This is a genomic window from Cohnella laeviribosi DSM 21336, assembly GCF_000378425.1.
GTDB classification, from domain to species: Bacteria; Bacillota; Bacilli; order Paenibacillales; family Paenibacillaceae; genus Cohnella; species Cohnella laeviribosi.
This window is the reverse complement of sequence record NZ_KB899818.1, coordinates 36,145-56,027: the sequence shown is the minus strand read 5'-3', so window position 1 is coordinate 56,027 and position 19,883 is coordinate 36,145. Positions and strand designations below refer to the sequence as shown.

Here is a 19,883-nt window from a genome sequence, read left to right as displayed (position 1 = left end):
TTACTCCAATACAGAATTAACGTATTATATAAATACAGCAATAAAGGATCGGGAGAGGGGATGTTCCATGAACCACGCTGATGGGCGCCGGCACGGATCAACCGGGAGCTTCTTCAGCGGGGCATCATTCTCCGTCCGGGCCGGGGCTGGGGATACCCGGAATACGTCCGGATATCGGTCGGCAGCGAGGCGGAGAACGAGGCGCTGCTTCGCGCGCTGTCCGAATTGTGGCGAAATTTTGGAGAACGGCTCGAAGGATGTTAACCGTTTTGCCACGAGTCGTCGGTTTCGGCAACGTTTCGGGTATGTTAATATGGTATAGGTTGCGATTTTTGCAAGAAGAAAGAGATAAACGGATCTGTTGGAGGGACATACGTCATGTTTCGCAGCGTCGGTGTGGTGGGAGCGGGCACGATGGGCCAGAGCATCGCCGAGATGCTTGCCGTCAAAGGACTGGACGTGCATCTGGCCGAGAAAACGCCCGACCGTCTGCACAATGCGTTGAATGCGATCGAGATGAGCTTGGACAAGCAAATCGAGAAATGGGCAATCACGCAAGCGGAGAAAAAATTGATTCTCAATCGTATACATACAGAGCCTTCGCTGGGGCATCTGGCGAACTGCGATCTGATCATTGAAACGATCAGCGAGGATTTGGACAGCAAGCTGGACGTGTTTGCGCAGCTCGATGCCATTTTGCCGGAAGAGACGATCATGGCCAGCAACACGTCGACGCTGAGCTTGACGGAGCTGGCGGGGGCGACCCGGCGGCCGGAGCGGGTGATCGGCATGCACTTTGTCTATCCGGCGATGCGGGTGGACGTGGTGGAAATCATCCTCGGGCTGCAAACGTCGGACGACACGTTCCGGAAAACGAAAGATTTTATCGAAAACGTCTTGCACAAAAAAGGCATCATGGTGTACGAATCCCCGGGCTTCGTCACGACGCGGCTCATCTGCCTGCTGATCAACGAAGCGCTTCATCTGCTGGAGGAAGGGGTCGCGTCCGCCGAAGATATCGACAGCGCCATGCGCATCGGCTACCAGTTCCAGCACGGACCGCTGGAGATGGCGGACCGCTTCGGGCTGGACTCCATTCTTGCCGCCCTGGACCGGATGTTCCGCGAATACGGGGAACTGAAATACAGACCGTCGATTTTGCTGAAAAAGAAAGTGCGCGCAGGGCAGCTCGGCGTCAAGACAGGACGGGGATTTTTCACTTACGACAAGGACGGTGACCGGATTCAATGAACGTATTGGTCATCAATGCGGGCAGTTCTTCGCTCAAGTACCAGTTATACGACATGTCGACCGAGCGCGTTCTGGCCAAAGGACTGGTCGAGCGGATCGGCATGGATTCTTCGATTTTGACGCACGAGGTGGAAGGACAGCCGGAGGTTCGCGAAGTCAGCGAAATTCTCGAGCATACGACCGCCGTGCGCAAAGTGCTGGATATGCTCACGCACCGGAAATTCGGCGTAATCGATAGCGTCGACGAGATCCAGGCGGTCGGGCACCGGGTCGTTCACGGCGGCGAAACGTTCCGCGAATCGGTGCTGATCGATGCGAACGTCAAGCTGGAAATCCGCAAGCTGTTCGATCTGGCGCCGCTTCACAATCCCGCCCATATGATGGGCATTGTCGCGGTCGAGACGAATTTGCCGGACGTGCCGCAGGCGGTCGTGTTCGATACGGCGTTCCATCAGACGATGCCCCCGACATCGTATCTGTACGCGATTCCGATGGTGCTTTACCGCAAGCACAAAATCCGCCGCTACGGCTTTCACGGCACCTCGCACGATTACGTCAGCCAAACGGCCGCGGAGTTTCTGGGCCGGCCGCTGGAAAGCCTGAAGATGGTGAGCTGCCACATCGGCAACGGCGCAAGCTGCACGGCCATCCTGCACGGCAAATCGTACGACACGAGCATGGGCATGACGCCGCTTGAAGGGCTGATGATGGGAACGCGGAGCGGCGACTTGGATCCGGCGGTGGTTCCCTTTACGATTAATAAAGAAGATCTTACGCTCAATGAAGTCAATTCGATGCTGAACAAGCACAGCGGCCTGCTCGCGGTATCCGGCGTCAGCAGCGACATGCGCGAAGTGGTGCAGGCGATGAACGAAGGCAACGAATCGGCAAGGCTTGCGTTCGAGATGTATGCCTACCGCATCCGCAAGTATATCGGCGCGTACGCGGCCGCGATGAACGGGCTGGACGTGATCGTGTTTACCGCGGGCATCGGCGAGAATTCCGACCTGCTGCGCAAAAAAGTGTGCGAAGGATTGACGTTTCTGGGGCTCGAGCTGGACGAGGAGCGCAATCAGGCGCGCTCGAAACAGACGCGCCGCATTACGACGGACAGCTCGAAGGTGGACGTGCTGGTCGTGCCGACCAACGAAGAGCTGCTGATCGCCCGCGATACGTACCGGCTGGTGCAAAAAGCGGCGATGGCAAAATCCGAAACCCCGTCGTAAAAGCCGCGAAGGCTCCGGACCGACGGGCGACCGGGATGGATCGTGAAGGATCGGAAAGGAGGAGGCTTGAATGAGCGAACGCGCTGCGCTGGCCCGCGGGCTGGCGGAAGCTTATATGGACGGAGCGGTAAGCCTGCCGTACGCGCTGCTGCGAAGCTACCGGATGCTGGGTTTGACCGATACGGAATGCATGCTGCTGATTCAGTTGCTGGCGTACCGCCAATTGGAACAGAACGAGTTTCCGACGATGGAGCAGCTGCAGGAACGGCTCGGGATGTCCCAAGCGGAAGTGGGCAAAACGATGCAAAGGCTGCTGAAAATGGGCTTTATCGCCATCGACGATGTCGTCGATCCGATTTCCGGCGTGCAATCCGAGCGGTACAATCTGGCCGGCTTGTTCAGCCGGATCGCAGACTTGCTGTCGTCCGGGGAACTCCCCTTGCGGGCCGGAACGGCGTCCGAACGCCCGGGCGGCCCGCAGCCTGCCGTCCGCGGCTCGGCTTTGGGCGCCGGCCCGGCGAACCGCCCCGGCGGCGAGACCGATTTGTACAGCGTATTCGAGCAGGAATTCGGCCGGCCCTTGACGCCGATGGAGTGCGAGACGATCGCCAATTGGTACGATCAGGACGGGTACCCGGCCGAATTGATTTTGTTTGCGCTGAAAGAGGCGGTATTCGCCGGCAAGCTGCATTTTCGTTACATCGACCGGATTCTGCTCGAGTGGAGCCGCAACCGCGTCGAGAGCGTCGACGACGCCCGCGCCCACGTGCAGAAGTTCCGCAGCGGCAAAGGCTGATGCCGGGCCGATTCCGCTAGTCCCCGCAAAGCTGGTTTGCGGGGAATTTTTTTTGCGGCGAGAACCTTTCTTTCCCGTGTTTCCGTTTATGCCCATCCTTTTGCTTTTCCTTTCCGAACCTTCGAAAATAACGGACGGCCGCGCCCAAAAGCGCGGCCGTTTCCCTTGGCAGGCACCCGGTTTTAGGCGGCTGCATACTATGTGCTGTGCAAGGGTAGCGGAAAGGAGGGATGACGTCATGCTTACGGGGGTGGAGGTCGTTCTGGCCGGCGGAGACGCCCGGCAGCTGGAAGTGATCCAGAAGCTGACGGAGATGGACGCAAGCGTTTCGATCGTCGGATTCGACCGGCTGGACACACCGTTTCCGGGCGTCTCCAAAGCGGAATGGACGCCCGAACTGCTCCGGGCGGCCGATGCACTGCTGCTGCCGGCGGTCGGGACCGACGACGACGGAACGATCGCGGCCGTTTTTACCGATCGGGAGCTGAAGCTGTCCGATCCTTTTTTGGAGGCGATGCCCAAATGGGGCAAGGTGTATACCGGCATGGCGAAGCCGTATTTGCGGCGATTGTGCGAGAAGCACCAAATCGGCTTGGTCGAGCTGTTCGAACGCGACGACGTGGCCATCTACAACTCGATTCCGACCGCCGAAGGCGCCGTCATGATGGCGATCCAGAACACGGACATTACGATTCACGGATCGACTTGCATCGTGCTCGGCTTGGGGCGGACGGGGATGACGCTGGCGCGGACGCTGCAAGGGCTCGGCGCCAAGGTAAAGGCGGGAGTCCGGCGCGAGGAGACGTTCGCGCGGGCGTTCGAGATGGGCTACGAGCCTTTCTACATCGCGGATTTGGCGCGTCAGGCCGAAGGATGCGACTTGCTTTTTAACACGATTCCGAATATGATAATCACAGCGCAAGTGATCTCCCGACTTCCCTTGAACGCGGTGATTATCGATCTGGCCTCGAAGCCTGGCGGAACCGATTTCCGCTTTGCCGAGAAGCGCGGCATCAAGGCGATGCTGGCGCCCGGATTGCCGGGAATCGTCGCTCCGAAGACGGCCGGACGCATCATCGCCAACGGGCTCATTCAGATGATTCTGGAGGACAGCCGACAACGGGGGGAACAGCCATGAATTGGCAGGGAATCACTTTAGGTTACGCTTTGACCGGATCTCATTGCACGTTGCCGGAAGTCGTGCCGCTAATCCGGCGGTTCAAGGACGCGGGGGCGGATGTCGTTCCGATCGCCTCGCAGGCGGTCATGACGACCGATACGAGATTCGGCACCTCGGCGCATTGGCAATCGGAATTGCGCAATTTGACCGGAAACGAAATCATCAGCACCATCGTCGACGCGGAACCGCTTGGTCCCTCCAAGCGGCTTGACATTTTGCTCATCGCGCCCTGTACGGGGAATACGACGAGCAAGCTGGCGAACGCGATCACGGACAGTCCGGTGCTTATGGCCGCGAAAGCGCAGATGCGGAACGGCCGCCCCATCGTGCTCGCGATTTCGACGAACGACGGACTCGGCCTGAATGCCGCGAATATTGCGAAGCTGCTGGTGACGAAAAACATTTACTTCGTGCCGTTCGGCCAGGATAATCCGCAGGCGAAGCCGAATTCCCTGGTGGCGAGAATGGATTTGGCGCTGGAAGCTTGCGAGGCTGCCCTGCAGGGGAAGCAGTTACAGCCGATGCTCATTGAGCGTTACCTTTACGCATGAGATATAAACGCAGTACCGAAGAGGGGAGAAATACACCATGTCCAATCCAACTTCGTTCAACGTTGCCGTCGTGGGAGCGACCGGCGCCGTTGGAGAACAGATTATCCGACTGCTCGCAGAACGAAACTTCCCGATCAAGAGCCTGAAGCTGCTGTCTTCCGCTCGTTCCGCAGGGACCCAAATCGAGTTCAAGGGCAAGACGTACACCGTCGAGGAGGCGAAGCCGGAAAGCTTTGACGGCGTCGAAATCGCGCTGTTCAGCGCGGGCGGAGACGTCAGCAAGGCGCTGATTCCGGAAGCCGTCGCCCGCGGCGCGGTGTGCATCGACAACACCAACGCCTACCGGATGGATCCCGATACGCCGCTTGTCGTCCCGGAAGTGAACATTCACAAGGTCGCCGAGCACAAAGGCATCATCTCGAACCCGAACTGCTCCACGATTCAAATGGTCGTGGCGCTGAAGCCGCTGTACGACCGCTACGGCATTTCCCGGATCATCGTTTCCACCTATCAAGCGGTTTCCGGAGCGGGCGCGCGGGCGATCAACGAACTGCTTCGTCAGTCCCGCGCGGTGCTTAACGGAGACGACGTGAACCCGGATATTTTGCCCGTCGCTTCTTTGCCCGTCAAGCATCAAATCGCGTTCAACGCCATCCCGCAGATCGACAAATTCCAGGACAACGGCTTTACCTTGGAAGAAATGAAAATGATCCGCGAGACGAAGAAGATCATGGGCGACGATTCGATCGACGTGACCGCAACCTGCGTTCGCATTCCGGTCGTTTACGGCCATTCCGAGTCCGTTTATGTCGAGCTGAAGCAGGATTTCGACCTTGAAGAAGTGAAATCGCTGCTTGCAAACGCTCCGGGCGTCGTCCTTCAGGACGATCCCGCCAATCAGGTGTATCCGCTGGCGACGGAAGCGGCAGGCAAGAACGAGACGTTCGTCGGGCGCGTGCGCCGCGACCTGTCCAATCCGCGCGCGCTCAACATGTGGATCGTATCGGACAATTTGCTGAAGGGCGCCGCTTGGAACGCCGTGCAAATCGCCGAGCATATCGCCGCGTCCCGCAGCAACGGATAAGCGCTATAAGCCCCATCGTTCGCACCGCACGCCTTTGCAAGCTTCGAAGCACGCCATCCCAATCGGGACGGAGGGAAGGGCTGCGTCATGATATTGGTGCAAAAATTCGGAGGGACGTCGCTGTCTGACGAACAAGGTCGACGCAACGTCCTCCGCCATATTTTGAGGGAAAAGTCGGCCGGGCGGCAGCTTGTCGTCGTGGTGTCGGCCATGGGACGAAAAGGCGAGCCTTATGCGACCGATACGCTGCTCGATTGGATCGGCAGCAACGGAGGGGCGCTTTCGGACCGGGAAAAAGACCTTTTGCTCAGCTGCGGAGAGATCATATCCGCGGCCACTTTGTGCAGCCTGCTGAACGAAGCCGGTTCTCCCAGCGTCGTTCTGACCGGAGGCCAGGCGGGAATCCGGACCGACGGCCGCTTCGGCGCCGCCCGGATCGTCCATATCGATCCCGGCCGGATCAACCGGCACCTGGCGGAAGGCCGCATCGTCATCGTCGCCGGATTTCAAGGCGTTACGGAAGACGGCGAGATTACCACGCTTGGCCGGGGTGGGAGCGATACGACGGCGACGGCGCTCGGCGCGGCGCTTCGCGCTTCCGTCGTCGACATCTATACGGACGTCGACGGCATTCTGACTGCCGATCCGCGGCTGGTCGCCCATGCGCGGCAGCTTGAATGCGTAAGCTATGAGGAAATTTGCAACATGGCCTACAACGGGGCGAAGGTCATTCATCCGCGGGCCGTCGAAATCGCCATGAAAGCCGGCATTCCCGTCCGGGTGCGGTCGACCTTTTCCGATGGGGAAGGAACGCTTGTCACGCACGCGGAATCCGTCCGCAGCCGGAAAGGCTGGAGCGACCGGACCGTTACGGGCCTGGCCCATGTCGGGGGCGTAACCCAGCTTTCGGTTCAAACGCCCGAAGGACCTTCGGACGTGCAGGCCCGCATCTTCCGGGCGATGGCGGCAAACGGCATCAGCGTCGATTTCATCAGCGTCACGCCGGCGGGCGTCGTTTACACCGTGGCGGGCGCGGAAGAGCGCAAGGCGGTGAACCTGCTCCGGGAGATGGGTTTTCATCCGAAAGTTCGTCCCGGATGCGCCAAAGTGTCCGTAATCGGCGGCGGGATGAACGGGGAGCCCGGCGTGATGGCCCGCATTGTGGAAGCGCTGACCGATCGAAATATTCCGATTTTGCAATCTGCAGACTCCAACACGACGATATGGGTGTTGGTGGCTGAAGACGATATGGTGCCTGCCCTGCAGGCGTTGCATTCTGCTTTCGGCCTGCATCTGGCATCCGGAGCGAACCTTGACGCTTTCGAACGTCCGGAGCGGGCCGGCGCCGAACACGGCGCATATACCGGAGGAGGATAAGAACATGAGCTTTGGCCGGTTAATTACGGCGATGGTGACTCCGTTCAACGAACAGCTGGAAATCGACTGGAACGTGACGGGCAGGCTGATCGACTATCTCATCGAAGAACAAAAATCGGACAGCCTTGTCGTTTGCGGAACGACCGGGGAATCCCCGACGCTTTCCGAGGAGGAGAAGGAGGCGCTCTTCCGGTTTGCGGTGGAACGGGCGGCCGGACGCTGCAAGATCATTGCCGGAACGGGCAGCAACGACACGCGGCATTCCATCCATTTGACCCAGATTGCGGAGCAATCGGGCGTGGACGGCGTTCTTCTTGTCGCTCCGTATTACAACAAGCCGAGCCAGGAAGGATTGTACCGGCATTTTAAAGCCGTTGCCGAATCGACATCCTTGCCTGTCATGTTGTATAACGTTCCCGGTCGGACAGGCGTCAGCATTTCCGCGGAAACGACGCTCCGGCTGGCGCAAATCCCGAACATCGTCGCGACGAAGGAGTGCGCTTCGGTGGAGCAAATCACCGAAATCGTCAGCGGCGCTCCGGATTCGTTCGTCGTCTACAGCGGAGACGATGCCATTACCTTGCCCGCGCTGGCCGTAGGCGGATACGGGATTGTCAGCGTGGCCAGCCATATTATCGGAGCGGACATGAAGCGGCTGATCGAAGCGTATACGGAAGGGCGGACGGCCGAGGCGGCGCAAATCAACGCGCGCTGCTACCCCGTTTTCAAAGGGCTGTTCCATTGCCCTCATCCGGTGCCGAATCCGGTTGCCGTCAAGGCCGCGCTTCGCCTGAAGGGGCTGCCGGTCGGCGGCGTGCGGCTGCCGCTTGTCGACGCGAACGAGCAGGAAACGGCGTTTATTCGCAATCTGATCGGCTGACAACCGGAACGTATGCCTCCTGAAACGGCTTGATCCCGCACCTAAGATAAGCATCGGCAAAGCGGCTTGGGGAAACAATAACGCCCGACGGCAAGCCGGCGATAAGCGTTGCCTTGAATTCCACAAATTGCTTCATGTATAATTAAGTTGAGTGATTGGGTGCGGCTATTTTCTTTTGCAGCTTGACAATTCCATAATGAGCGGGATCGTCGACTTATCGTAGGAGGTACTAGACTTTGTCCAAAAAGAACAACCAAGATAAATTGCTCATTTTCGCACTGGGCGGCGTCGGCGAGATCGGCAAGAATATGTACGTCATCCAGTATGCAAACGACATCGTCGTCGTCGATTCGGGATTGAAATTTCCCGAGGAAGAAATGCTCGGCATCGATGTCGTCATTCCGGATATTACGTACTTGACCGATAATCGCGACAAAGTGCGGGCGATCCTGCTTACTCACGGACATGAAGACCATATCGGCGGTCTGCCTTATGTCCTGAAACATCTTAACGTTCCGGTTTACGGAACCCGGCTGACGCTGGGGCTCGTCGAGAACAAGCTGAAGGAAGCCGGACTGCTCGGCGATACGAAACGCCATGTCATTACAGCGGATTCCGAATTGCAGTTCGGCACGATCAAGGCGAGTTTCTTCCGCACGAACCACAGCATACCCGACTCGGTCGGCATCTGCCTCGAGACGCCGGAAGGCGTCGTTGTGCATACCGGCGACTTCAAATTCGACCATACGCCGGTTAACGAGCAATTCGCGGATTTGCAGCGGATGGCCGAAATCGGCAAGCGCGGCGTCATCGCGCTGCTGTCGGACAGCACCAATGCCGAGCGGCCGGGCTTTACGCCTTCCGAGAGCAATATCGGCAAGGAGCTGGAAGACATTTTCCGGAGCGCGAAGCAGCGCGTCGTAGTCGCAACCTTTGCTTCCAACGTGCATCGGATTCAGCAAATCATCAACGCGGCGATGGAGACCCGCCGCAAGTTGACCGTTATCGGCCGAAGCATGGTGAACGTCGTCACGATCGCTTCGGAGCTCGGATATTTGCAAATTCCGGAAGGCATGCTGATCGAACCGGAAGAGGTGAACAAGCTTCCCGCAGACCGGGTCGTCATTCTGTCGACGGGCAGCCAGGGCGAACCGATGTCGGCTTTGACCCGCATGGCCCGCTCGACCCACCGCAAGGTAGACATTCTGCCGGGCGATACCGTCGTCATTTCGGCGACGCCGATTCCGGGCAACGAGAAGTTTGTCGGCCGTACGGTTGACGAACTGATGCGGCTCGGAGCCCACGTGATCTACGGGCCTGGATCCGTCTCCGGCGTTCACGTATCCGGACACGGAAGCCAGGAAGAATTGAAGCTGATGCTCAACCTGATGCGTCCGCAGTATTTCATTCCGATTCACGGCGAATACCGGATGCTCAAGCATCACGCGATGCTGGGCGAAGCGGTAGGCATTGACAAGGAGAATATTTTCCTGATCGATATCGGAGATACGGTGGAAATTCAGAACGGCGTGGCGCGCAAAGGCGGCAAGGTGCCATCGGGCAACGTCCTGATCGACGGGCTCGGCGTCGGCGACGTGGGCAACATCGTCCTGCGCGACCGGAAGCTGCTGTCCCAGGACGGCATCCTGGTTGTGGTCGTCACGCTGTCGAAGCAGGATGGCTCGATTTTGTCCGGACCGGATATTATATCCCGAGGCTTCGTTTACGTTCGCGAATCCGAAGGATTGCTCGAAGAAGCGAACCGAATCGTATCCGGAACGCTGCAGAAACTGATGAACGAGAACGTGAACGAATGGGCGTCGCTCAAAACGAACGTCAAGGAAGCGCTTGGCCGTTTCCTCTATGAACAAACAAGAAGAAGACCGATGATCCTCCCGATCATTATGGAAGTATAAACGGCGCTTCAACCCTCACTCACTCCAGCATTCCCCTTGCCTTTGCGGCAGGGGGATTGTTTTTTCCGGCGCAAGCCGAGCGGTTCGGCGTTGTCCGCATATTCGCGTCCGGTTGGCCCATACTATGTCAAGCCCCGCATGACGGCGGTCCTTTAAGGAGGCAAGCCATGAGCGACAAGGGAAAACCGGAAACGACGGCGGAACAGCCCGCCCAAGGCCAGGAAGAACGTCCGCCGCAGCCGACGGACAGCCTGGTGCAGCTTGGCCAGACCGCGGTTCCGGCAGCCGAATCGAACGTTTTTTGCCTGACCATCATCGGCCAGGTGGAGGGGCACATGATGCTCCCGCCGCAAAACAAGACGACAAAATACGAGCATGTGATTCCGCAATTGGTCGCGGCCGAGCAAAATCCGAAAATCGAAGGGCTTCTGATCGTGCTCAACACGGTCGGCGGAGACGTTGAAGCGGGACTTGCGATCGCCGAGATGATCGCTTCCCTGTCCAAGCCGAAAGTGGCCGTCGTTCTGGGCGGAGGGCATTCGATCGGGGTGCCGATCGCGGTCTCGGCGGATTATACGTTTATCGCGGAGACGGCCACGATGACCATTCATCCGATCCGTCTGAACGGAATGATCATCGGAGTGCCGCAGACGTTCGAGTATTTGGAGAAAATGCAGGAAAGAGTCGTCCGCTTTGTCACGAAGCATTCCCGGATCCAGGAGGAGACCTTCAAGGAGCTCATGTTCCGAACGGGAGAACTGACGCGGGACATCGGAACGACGGTGATCGGATCGGAAGCGGTGCGCAACGGTTTGATCGACGAGGTCGGCGGCATCGGCGCCGCGCTGCAGGAGTTGAAACGGCGGATCGCGGACCGCAAGGCGGCCGCGTCCGGAGGAGGCGCGAACCCATGATTTTGTATACCTGCATGCCGGCCGAACTGGTGCTGGAAGGCCTTCATTCTCCGCCCAAGCCGATGATTGAAGTGACGGTTGGGGATCTGATCATGCTGGTCGCTCCCGTCGCTCCCGGAATCGGCCGCATCGTGCGGCTGGTGTCGGCTCCGCTCGACGCCTATCTGCGGCCGGACTTGGCGCCGGGACAAACGATTCATTTTGCGGCGGCGGGAAAAGAGGCGGGGGCGGCGGCTTCCTCCTCCGGTTCGACTGAAAACCCCGGACAACTGTGATATAATGGTGTACCGGGAGGTGGCGCGCTTGGCCAAACGCAAACGCAAAAAGGCCTCGTTCGGAGCGACCTTGAAATATGAAATTTACGGAATCATTCTGATCACGCTTTCGGTAATTGCTTTGTACGGAGAAGCGGCCGGCGGCCGTTCGTTGTCCAAGCTGTTCGCCTACCTGCTTGGACAGTTTTATTTTCTGCTTGCTCTTGTCGGCATATGGTTGGGTTTGCATGTCATGATAAAACGAAAGTGGCCGCGCGGGTGGACCGCCCGCCGGACCGGGTTCGTGCTGCTGTCGCTCGCTTTCGCGCTGTGGAGCGCAATGGGCTTTGCCGACTCCCGCTTGGGTCCGGTGGATGCCGTCAGTCCTTCCACCATCATGAGCCAGTCGATGAGTCAGCTATACGAGCAAATTTGGCAAGCCCCGATCGAGCCGGAAGTGCGGATCTGGGAAAAGGACGTCGGAGGCGGACTGCTCGGCGCGCTGCAGTATTCCATCCTGTACTGGCTGTTCGGCTATTACGGCTCCAAGTTCGTGCTGCTGGTCGAATTCGCCATTTCGCTGATGCTGATCACCAACCGCTCGTTCGTGGAAATGGCGCAGGCCGTGCGCGCCTTCTTGCAGCGGTTCGCCCCTCTTTTTGCGGCCCGCTTGTCTTCCGGCAGAAAAGCGCTGAGGGCGAAAGCGGTGCCGGTGAAAGAAAAGAAAAAAACGCCTGCGCCGCTTGTCGACGAGCCGCTGCAGGACGAACCGCCGCTTGAGTCCAAGCCGGGGAAAAAGCCGATCTTTTTCCAGCTGTTCCACGGCGACGAGGAACGCGAGCCGTTTCGGTACGAGGAGGACGACGACGAACCGATCGTGTATCCGGCCGCGGGTCCTAAGGTGAACTTTCAAGCCAAGCAGCCGCAAGATTTCGGACAGCAGGATGAGGGGATCGGCCGCCTGTTCCCCGACAAAGGAGCGGCTTCGGAAGGCGCGTTTCAGCCGCAAGCCGCATATGGGCGGCAGGAGGACGGCGACGGCGGGGAAGGTTACGATTCCCGCGATGAGGATGCGGCGAGCGAACGGCTGGGTTCGTTCTCGGACCTTCCCGAGGACGAAAGAGATGAAGAATGGGAGCCGAATGTCAGCGATGCCGACGCATACGACGATCCTGACGAAGAAGAAGGCTCGGGCGCGGAGCGGGCCGACGGCGAAAGCGCCGGCGCGGCCGCCTCGTCCGGAGCCCCGAAACCGCTACATAAACCGAAAAAACCGTACCGCATTCCGCCGTTGCATTTGCTGAACAAGCCGCAGGGCGGCGGCAGGGGGGGCAGCGCGGCGGATACGCGCGAAACCGCGCGCAAGCTGGAAGCCACGCTGGAAAGCTTCGGCGTAAGGGCCAGAGTGCTCGACGTCGCCCGCGGTCCGGCCGTCACCCGCTACGAGCTGCAGCCCGATGTCGGGGTCAAGGTCAGCCGCATCGTCAATCTGACCGACGATATCGCACTGGCTTTGGCCGCCAAAGACATCCGCATGGAAGCGCCGATCCCCGGCAAGTCGGCGATCGGCATCGAAGTGCCGAATTCCGAAGTCAGCATCGTTACGCTGCGCGAAGTGCTGGAGTCGCAGGAATTCCGGGACGCGCAGAGCAAGCTGTCCATTGCGTTAGGACGGGATATTTCCGGCACCCCGATCATCGGCAATCTGGCGCGGATGCCTCACCTGCTTGTCGCCGGGGCGACCGGATCGGGCAAATCGGTCTGCATCAACGGGATTATCGCCAGCATTTTGTACAAGGCGAAGCCGGACGAAGTGAAATTCCTGATGATCGACCCGAAGATGGTCGAGCTGAACGTTTACAACGGAATTCCCCATCTGCTCGCCCCCGTGGTAACCGATCCGCGCAGGGCGGCGCTTGCGCTGAAAAAAATCGTCGTGGAAATGGAAAAGCGCTACGAGAAATTTTCCAAGTCCGGCACGCGGAACATCGAGGGCTACAATGCGTTGATGCTGAACGGCGACAATCCCGACGCGGTTCTGCCTTACTACGTCGTCATCGTGGACGAGCTGGCCGATTTGATGATGGTCGCGGCGGGAGACGTGGAAGATTCGATCATGCGGCTGGCCCAGATGGCCCGCGCCGCCGGCATCCACTTGATCATCGCCACGCAGCGGCCGTCGGTCGACGTCATCACCGGCGTCATCAAGGCCAACATCCCGAGCCGGATCGCGTTCGGCGTCTCCTCGCAGGTCGACTCCCGCACCATTCTCGATATGGCCGGGGCGGAGAAGCTGCTCGGACGCGGCGATATGCTGTTCCTGCCGATGGGCTCCTCGAAGCCGATCCGGGTGCAGGGGGCCTTCCTGTCGGACGCGGAGGTGGAGGCGGTCGTATCCCACGTTCGCAGTCAAGCGGAAGCCGAGTACAACGAGGAGCTCGTTCCCGAAATCAGCGAGGAGCAGGAGGGCGAGGAAACCGAAATCGTCGACGAGCTGTTCGATCAGGCCGTCAGCATCGTGCTGGAGGCGAAGCAGGCTTCCGTCTCGCTGCTGCAGCGGCGAATGCGGATCGGGTATACCCGCGCCGCCCGGCTGATCGACTATATGGAAGCGAAAGGCATCGTCGGCCCGTACGAAGGCAGCAAGCCCCGCGAAGTGCTGACGAGCCTCGAACAATATCAGAACAACCGCGCTTCTTCCTGAGCGCCTTCACGCAACCTTGCGGATTTTGACACCGCAGGGTTGTTTTTGTTCGGAAAAGAAGGAATCCCTCCATAGCCAGAATCGGCGTATAACCGAAGCTTCCCTTTCTCATACTAACGACAGTGAATGCGCCGTTCGCGGCAGCATCAATCGACTGGGAAAGGCGTGACTTGGTCATGGGCTATCGACTGGTGGTATTATCGCTATGCGTCGTGCTCGGCCTGCTGGGGCTGTACACGCTGGAAAACTCCAAGCACTCGGTGGATACGTTTGGAGAGGCGGTACTCAAGCAGGGCGCGTCGGGCAAGGACGTATATGAATTGCAGGGACGGCTGAAATATCTCGGCTACTACAGCGGCAAGGTGGACGGCCAGTTCGGGCCGGTAACGCTGAATTCGGTCAAATGGTTTCAATGGAAATTCGGCATGAAAGCCGACGGAATTGTCGGCGCGAAAACGAAGCTGAAGCTGTGGCAGGCGACCAAGGACTGGAAGCCGACAGCGGAGGATCTGCCCCGTTCCGCCACGGGCGGAGGAGGCAATGCGCCGGCGCGAAACGAGGATCTGCCGGCTTCCAACAATCTCGGTCTGTCCGCCAGCGATCTGAAGATTATGGCGAACGCCGTTTACGGCGAAGCCCGGGGCGAGCCGTACGAAGGCCAGGTTGCGGTTGCGGCCGTTATTTTGAACCGGGTACGGTCTCCCGAGTTTCCCAACACGGTTTCCGGCGTAATCTTTCAGCCGGGCGCTTTTACCGCGGTCGCGGACGGGCAAATTTACCTGGAACCGAACGAAACGGCCTACAAGGCGGTTAAGGACGCGGTCAGCGGCTGGGACCCGGTCGACGGCTGCCTGTATTATTTCAACCCGGCGACCGCCACTTCCAAATGGATTTGGACCCGGCCGCAGTACAAGACGATCGGGAGGCATATCTTCTGTCGATAAAAAAACGCTTTGAATCGCTGGAAAGGATTTGCTTCCAAATGGGCCATCGGTTAGAATGGGGCTGAATCGGAAAAGAGCCAAAGGGGTATGATGCCTTGTCTACGGAAAATTTCCAGCGGGGACGCTTGGGACGGCTGCGGCTTCACGTGCTGCCGACCAAACGATTCAAGACCTTTGCATTGTCGTTGTTCGTCGGAATTCCGTTAACCGAATCGAGGGTGACGCCGGTAGCGCTCACCCCTTTTGTGCTGCGCCGGGGCACCGCATCGTATCCGGAGACGATCTCCTTCCGCGAGCGGCTGGACGATCTGTACGGAGCGGGCTTCGGATTCGACATCTATAAGCGCGGCGATTTTCAGATCGTGCAGTTCAAGCTGGATATCATCAACGACCGCTTCGTGTCTTCCAGGCAGCCGCTCCTGAAGGAAGCGGTCGATTTTCTCGGCGAAGTGCTGACCTCTCCCGCGCTGGAGGAGGGACGCTTTCGTTCCCGTTACGTGGAAGCCGAAAAAACGACGGTGCGCAAGCGGATCGAAGCCATAGTCAACGATAAAATCCGCTATGCCGCCGAACGGTGCGTCGAGGAAATGTGCAAGGACGAACCGTACCGGCTCCCGGCGCTCGGACGAAAGGACGATCTGGACGGCCTCGACGCCGAAAAACTCTACGAGGCTTACCGAAACTGGTTGAACGATGCCGTGCTTGACTTGTACGTATCGGGCGACACGACGCTGGAGGAAGTCGAGCCGCTCGCGGAAGCGGCGTTCAAGCTTTCGGGCGGCTCTCCGTCGTCTTATGCGCCTCCGCGCCTCCGGAAGGCGAGAAACGAGCCGCAGACGGTTGTCGAACGGCTGGATGTCGGCCAAGGCAAACTGAATATGGGGCTTACGACCGGCATCAGCTTCGGAGACGAGCGGTACCCGGCACTGCTTATGTATAACGGGCTGCTCGGCGCTTTCCCGCACTCCAAGCTGTTTGTCAACGTACGGGAAAAAGCGAGCCTCGCCTATTACGCCTCTTCCCGTCTGGACGGGCACAAGGGGCTGCTTACGATTCAGTCCGGCATCGAGATCGGAAACTACGAGAAGGCGGTCGGCATCATTCGGGAGCAGCTCGCCTCGATGCGCCGCGGCGAAATCGGCGAAGCGGACCTGTTGCGGACGAAAGCGATGCTGGCCAACCAGCTTCGGGAACTGCAGGACTCCGCGTTCGAACGCATCTCGTTCGATTTCAACAACGTGCTCGCCGGAACCGACCGGAACGGGGACAGCCTGCTCGAAGAGCTCGAGGCGGTGACCCCGGAGCGGGTGGCCGAGGTCGCGCAAAGCGTCGAACTCGATACGATCTATTTCCTGCGGGACCGGAAAGGAGGAAGCGGCGATGGCGACTAAACGGTACGACAAGCTTCAGGAGACGCTTTATTACGAGAAGCTGGACAACGGCCTCGACGTGTTTGTGCTGCCGAAGCCCGGATTTACGAAGACGTACGCCACCTTTACGACCCGCTACGGTTCGATCGACAACCGTTTTCGTCCTGCGGGGGGCGAGGAGATCCGGGTGCCGGACGGCATCGCTCACTTCCTCGAGCATAAAATGTTTGAGGAGCCGGAAGGCGACATTTTTGCCACGTTCGCATCCCAGGGGGCTTCGGCCAACGCCTTTACGAGTTTTGACCGGACGGTGTATTTGTTCAGCGCCACCCGCAACATCGAAGCGAATCTCGCAACGCTGCTCGATTTCGTCCAGAATCCTTATTTTACCGATGCCAACGTGGAAAAAGAAAAAGGCATTATCGTGCAGGAAATCAACATGTACAGGGACAATCCGGACTGGCGCGTCTATTACGGCCTGATCGAAGCGCTGTACAGCGTCCATCCCGTCCATATCGACATTGCCGGCACGGAGCAATCGGTCCGGTCCATCACGAAGGAAATGCTGTACGACTGCTACCGGACGTTTTACCATCCGTCCAATATGACGCTTTTCGTCGTGGGCGGCGTCGACGGCGAGGCGACGCTGGAGCTGGTCAAAGCCAACCAGGCGGCCAAAACATTCCCCGAGGCCGGTCCGGTCGAGCGGATCTTCGAGGAGGAACCTCTTCAGGTGCGGGAGAAGCGGAAGGAGATCCGGCTGCCCGTTTCCCTTCCCAAATGCCTGTTCGGCTATAAGGAAGAGCCGGCTCCCCGGGACGGAAGTGGCGCGATCCGGCGGGAACTGGTGACCCGGCTGATGTTCGATATTTTGCTTGGTCCCAGTTCGTCTCTGTACCAGGAGCTGTACGAAGCGAATCTGATTTCCGACGGTTTCGGCTACGAATTCAATACGGGTTCCGGCTATTCGTTCTCCGTCATCGGCGGCGATACAAGAGATCCGGACGCCCTTGTCGCCAAAGTGACGGCAGCGCTGGAAGAAGCGGCGCAAAAGGGCGTCGCCGAAGCCGAATTCGAGCGGGCCAGACGGAAACGGATCGGCGCGTATCTCCGCATGCTGAACAGCCCCGAAGCCATCGCCAACGAGTTTACGCGCTACCGCTTGAACGGCGGCGACTTTTTCGAGCTGGTCGGCCTGTACGAAAGCTTGACGCCGGGCGACGTGAACGCCCGTCTGCGCGAGCATGTGAACGCGGACCGGCTTGCCGTTGCCGTCGTCCGGAGCGATGCGGTGTGACCGCGGGGCAGGCGCGTTCCCTTCCGCTCGGCGCTTTGCGGACCGCGTTGGTGACGGGCTCGTCGCGCGGCATCGGGGCGGCGGTTGCGCGGCGGCTTGCGGCGGACGGCATCGACGTGGCGGTTCACTGCCGCACGGCGCTGGATTTGGCCGAGCAAGTCGCAGACGAATGCCGGCGACTGGGGGCGAAACGCTCGGCTGCCGTCCGGGCCGACGTCCGTTCCGGCGACGCGTTGAAACGGCTTAAAGACGAGCTGGAGCGGGAAGGTCTGATGCCGGACATCGTGGTGCATTGCGCCGGCACCGCTTATTACCGGTTGCTTGACGATACGGAGGAAACGGCGTGGGATGAGCTCTTTGACGTCCACCTGAAATCGGCGTATTGGCTCGCCAAGCTGTTCGGGCCCGGAATGGCGTGGAACCGGAGGGGAAGGTTCGTGTTTCTGTCCAGCATTTGGGGGATCACGGGCGCCGCCGGCGAAGTCGCCTATTCCGCCGCCAAAGGCGGCCTGAACAGCTTCGCCAAGGCGCTCGCCAGGGAAATGGCCGCGTTCGGCGTGACGGTCAACGCGGTCGCTCCCGGCGCGGTCGACACGGACATGCTCGCTTCGCTTTCGCCCGAGGAAAAGGCCGAACTGATCCGGGACATTCCGCTCGGCAGGCTGGCCCGGCCGGAGGAAGTGGCGGAGCTGGTGCGCTATCTCGTTTCGGAAGAAGCCGGTTACGTGACCGGCCAGGTGATCAGCCTCTCCGGCGGCTGGATGGTTTGACAAGTTTGCGCAGGGGATGGAGCGCATACGGGTTTGGCGCGCTGGACATATTATTCGCTGTAGCATTCATTCCAATCAGGCAGGAGGCTGAGCGATGTCGACCGTATTGAGCAACTTTGAAACCTGGAAAAAGTTTTTGGGCGACCGGGTGGAAGCCGCCAAAAATATGGGCATCAGCGAGGAAGCGATCGCGAAGCTTGCGTACGAGATCGGGGAATTTCTCGAAAGTAAGGTCGATCCGCAAAACGACGAGGAACGCGTTCTGAAGGATCTGTGGGAAGTCGGGGACGAATCCGAACGCAAGACGATCGCCCGTTTGATGGTAAAATTGGCCAACCGCAGCTAAAAATGCAACCCAAGCGGCGTTTCGTTCGTCCAAATGGATTGAACGACGAATGAGAAAGCTTCATCAACGGCTCCGCCGTCTTTCCGGCGGGGCCGTTTGGAGTTGACGTTTCAATACCCGTGAAATCTGGGACTTTAGACGCATTCTTGCCCCGGAATTTTGCAGGAGATTGACGAGTCTTGTAGAATACAAAGTAGGCGGGGGAACCCGATTTTTGCCCCGGCCGGCAGAGGTGCGCTTAATGGAAAAAAAGCAATGGTACATGGAATATAAAATTCATAAAAACCGTCCCGGACTTTTAGGAGATTTGGCCTCATTGCTGGGCATGCTCGAAGTGAACATCATTACGATCAACGGGGTTGAGGACCGCACGCGGGGATTGCTCCTGCAAACGGACGACGACGAAAAAATCGAACTGCTGGGCCGCATGCTTGCAAAGGTCGAAAACATTTCGCTCATCACGCTGCGACCGCCCCGCCTTACCGATATTTTGGCCATCCGCCACGGGCGCTACATCGAACGGGATTCGTCGGACGGCAAGACGTTTCGTTTTACGCGGGACGAGCTGGGGCTTCTCGTCGATTTTCTCGGCGAATTGTTCAAACGCGACGGCAACCAGACGATCGGTCTTCGCGGCATGCCCCGCGTCGGCAAGACGGAGTCCATCATCGCCGGCAGCGTGTGCGCGAACAAGCGCTGGACGTTCGTCTCCTCCACGCTGCTTCGCCAGACGGTGCGCAGCCAGCTTTCCGAAGAAGAGACGAATCCGAACAACGTGTTCATTATCGACGGCATCGTCAGCACGATCCGTTCGAACGAGAAGCATTACAGCCTGCTGAAGGAAATTATGGCGATGCCCTCGACCAAGGTGATCGAGCATCCGGATATTTTCGTCCGCGAGTCCGATTTCGACTACGACCTCTTCGATTGCATTATCGAGCTTCGCAATACGCCGGACGAGGAAATTACATACGAGAATTTTACGACCGCCGGATTGGACGACGGCTTCTGACAACCGGCCGG

General features: G+C 59.0%; 18 protein-coding genes. All 18 read left to right on the top strand.

The window, feature by feature from the left end; genetic code table 11:
* Positions 1-378: 378 nt before the first annotated feature.
* The 18 genes from F560_RS0109105 to F560_RS0109015 all read left to right on the top strand — a co-directional run bounded on the left by F560_RS0109105 (position 379) and on the right by F560_RS0109015 (position 19,872).
* On the top strand, positions 379-1,251 hold the full coding sequence (locus F560_RS0109105; protein WP_019005420.1) for a 3-hydroxyacyl-CoA dehydrogenase family protein: 873 nt from the start codon (positions 379-381) through the stop codon (positions 1,249-1,251).
* Positions 1,248-2,477 carry an acetate kinase gene (locus F560_RS0109100; RefSeq protein WP_019005419.1) on the top strand — a complete coding sequence of 410 codons (1,230 nt, stop codon included), beginning with the start codon at positions 1,248-1,250 and terminating at the stop codon, positions 2,475-2,477. Before F560_RS0109105 ends, F560_RS0109100 begins: the two co-directional genes overlap by 4 nt.
* A 70-nt stretch (positions 2,478-2,547) precedes the next feature.
* Positions 2,548-3,273 (top strand): DnaD domain-containing protein, encoded by a 726-nt coding sequence (locus F560_RS0109095; RefSeq protein ID WP_019005418.1) that lies wholly within the window; start codon positions 2,548-2,550, stop codon positions 3,271-3,273.
* A 238-nt stretch (positions 3,274-3,511) separates the two neighbouring features.
* Entirely contained in the window at positions 3,512-4,411 is a 900-nt protein-coding gene (dpsA, locus tag F560_RS0109085) for a dipicolinate synthase subunit DpsA (protein ID WP_019005416.1), read from the top strand.
* A complete protein-coding gene (locus tag F560_RS0109080) occupies positions 4,408-5,004 on the top strand; it encodes a dipicolinate synthase subunit B (protein ID WP_019005415.1) in 597 nt (198 codons plus the stop codon). Before dpsA ends, F560_RS0109080 begins: the two co-directional genes overlap by 4 nt.
* Positions 5,005-5,041: 37 nt before the next feature.
* Entirely contained in the window at positions 5,042-6,088 is a 1,047-nt protein-coding gene (locus F560_RS0109075; RefSeq protein WP_019005414.1) for an aspartate-semialdehyde dehydrogenase, read from the top strand.
* 87 nt (positions 6,089-6,175) lie between these two features.
* On the top strand, positions 6,176-7,465 hold the full coding sequence (gene dapG, locus F560_RS0109070) for an aspartate kinase (protein WP_019005413.1): 1,290 nt from the start codon (positions 6,176-6,178) through the stop codon (positions 7,463-7,465).
* 4 nt (positions 7,466-7,469) lie between these two features.
* Positions 7,470-8,345, top strand: coding sequence for a 4-hydroxy-tetrahydrodipicolinate synthase (dapA, locus tag F560_RS0109065; RefSeq protein ID WP_019005412.1), 876 nt, complete (start codon positions 7,470-7,472; stop codon positions 8,343-8,345).
* 236 nt (positions 8,346-8,581) lie between these two features.
* On the top strand, positions 8,582-10,261 hold the full coding sequence (locus F560_RS0109060) for a ribonuclease J (RefSeq protein ID WP_019005411.1): 1,680 nt from the start codon (positions 8,582-8,584) through the stop codon (positions 10,259-10,261).
* 167 nt (positions 10,262-10,428) lie between these two features.
* Entirely contained in the window at positions 10,429-11,175 is a 747-nt protein-coding gene (locus F560_RS0109055; RefSeq protein ID WP_019005410.1) for a ClpP family protease, read from the top strand.
* Positions 11,172-11,450 carry a YlzJ-like family protein gene (locus F560_RS22895; protein ID WP_019005409.1) on the top strand — a complete coding sequence of 93 codons (279 nt, stop codon included), beginning with the start codon at positions 11,172-11,174 and terminating at the stop codon, positions 11,448-11,450. The genes F560_RS0109055 and F560_RS22895 overlap by 4 nt, the downstream gene beginning before the upstream one ends.
* A gap of 4 nt (positions 11,451-11,454) precedes the next feature.
* Positions 11,455-14,133, top strand: coding sequence for an FtsK/SpoIIIE family DNA translocase (locus F560_RS0109045; RefSeq protein WP_156828939.1), 2,679 nt, complete (start codon positions 11,455-11,457; stop codon positions 14,131-14,133).
* Positions 14,134-14,309: 176 nt separating this feature from the next.
* Positions 14,310-15,077: a spore cortex-lytic enzyme gene (gene sleB / locus F560_RS0109040; RefSeq protein ID WP_019005407.1), complete on the top strand. Its 768-nt coding sequence runs from the start codon at positions 14,310-14,312 to the stop codon at positions 15,075-15,077.
* Between the two features lie 95 nt (positions 15,078-15,172).
* Entirely contained in the window at positions 15,173-16,468 is a 1,296-nt protein-coding gene (gene yfmF / locus F560_RS0109035; RefSeq protein WP_019005406.1) for an EF-P 5-aminopentanol modification-associated protein YfmF, read from the top strand.
* Entirely contained in the window at positions 16,458-17,744 is a 1,287-nt protein-coding gene (gene yfmH, locus F560_RS0109030; RefSeq protein WP_019005405.1) for an EF-P 5-aminopentanol modification-associated protein YfmH, read from the top strand. Before yfmF ends, yfmH begins: the two co-directional genes overlap by 11 nt.
* Positions 17,741-18,514 carry an elongation factor P 5-aminopentanone reductase gene (ymfI, locus tag F560_RS0109025; protein ID WP_019005404.1) on the top strand — a complete coding sequence of 258 codons (774 nt, stop codon included), beginning with the start codon at positions 17,741-17,743 and terminating at the stop codon, positions 18,512-18,514. The genes yfmH and ymfI overlap by 4 nt, the downstream gene beginning before the upstream one ends.
* 94 nt (positions 18,515-18,608) lie before the next feature.
* Positions 18,609-18,860: a DUF3243 domain-containing protein gene (locus F560_RS0109020; protein ID WP_019005403.1), complete on the top strand. Its 252-nt coding sequence runs from the start codon at positions 18,609-18,611 to the stop codon at positions 18,858-18,860.
* Positions 18,861-19,101: 241 nt separating this feature from the next.
* Positions 19,102-19,872 carry a DUF3388 domain-containing protein gene (locus F560_RS0109015; RefSeq protein ID WP_019005402.1) on the top strand — a complete coding sequence of 257 codons (771 nt, stop codon included), beginning with the start codon at positions 19,102-19,104 and terminating at the stop codon, positions 19,870-19,872.
* Positions 19,873-19,883 lie beyond the last annotated feature (11 nt).

What these genes read in the sequence shown, in the direction of transcription:
- F560_RS0109020 (WP_019005403.1), top strand. Translation starts at nt 18,609, where the DNA reads ATGTCGACCGTATTGAGCAACTTTGAAACCTGGAAAAAGTTTTTGGGC.
- F560_RS0109105 (WP_019005420.1), top strand. Translation starts at nt 379, where the DNA reads ATGTTTCGCAGCGTCGGTGTGGTGGGAGCGGGCACGATGGGCCAGAGC.
- F560_RS22895 (WP_019005409.1), top strand. Translation starts at nt 11,172, where the DNA reads ATGATTTTGTATACCTGCATGCCGGCCGAACTGGTGCTGGAAGGCCTT.
- F560_RS0109015 (WP_019005402.1), top strand. Translation starts at nt 19,102, where the DNA reads ATGGAAAAAAAGCAATGGTACATGGAATATAAAATTCATAAAAACCGT.
- F560_RS0109055 (WP_019005410.1), top strand. Translation starts at nt 10,429, where the DNA reads ATGAGCGACAAGGGAAAACCGGAAACGACGGCGGAACAGCCCGCCCAA.
- F560_RS0109095 (WP_019005418.1), top strand. Translation starts at nt 2,548, where the DNA reads ATGAGCGAACGCGCTGCGCTGGCCCGCGGGCTGGCGGAAGCTTATATG.
- yfmH (WP_019005405.1), top strand. Translation starts at nt 16,458, where the DNA reads ATGGCGACTAAACGGTACGACAAGCTTCAGGAGACGCTTTATTACGAG.
- dpsA (WP_019005416.1), top strand. Translation starts at nt 3,512, where the DNA reads ATGCTTACGGGGGTGGAGGTCGTTCTGGCCGGCGGAGACGCCCGGCAG.
- F560_RS0109080 (WP_019005415.1), top strand. Translation starts at nt 4,408, where the DNA reads ATGAATTGGCAGGGAATCACTTTAGGTTACGCTTTGACCGGATCTCAT.
- sleB (WP_019005407.1), top strand. Translation starts at nt 14,310, where the DNA reads ATGGGCTATCGACTGGTGGTATTATCGCTATGCGTCGTGCTCGGCCTG.
- F560_RS0109100 (WP_019005419.1), top strand. Translation starts at nt 1,248, where the DNA reads ATGAACGTATTGGTCATCAATGCGGGCAGTTCTTCGCTCAAGTACCAG.
- F560_RS0109075 (WP_019005414.1), top strand. Translation starts at nt 5,042, where the DNA reads ATGTCCAATCCAACTTCGTTCAACGTTGCCGTCGTGGGAGCGACCGGC.
- dapA (WP_019005412.1), top strand. Translation starts at nt 7,470, where the DNA reads ATGAGCTTTGGCCGGTTAATTACGGCGATGGTGACTCCGTTCAACGAA.
- dapG (WP_019005413.1), top strand. Translation starts at nt 6,176, where the DNA reads ATGATATTGGTGCAAAAATTCGGAGGGACGTCGCTGTCTGACGAACAA.
- F560_RS0109045 (WP_156828939.1), top strand. Translation starts at nt 11,455, where the DNA reads ATGGTGTACCGGGAGGTGGCGCGCTTGGCCAAACGCAAACGCAAAAAG.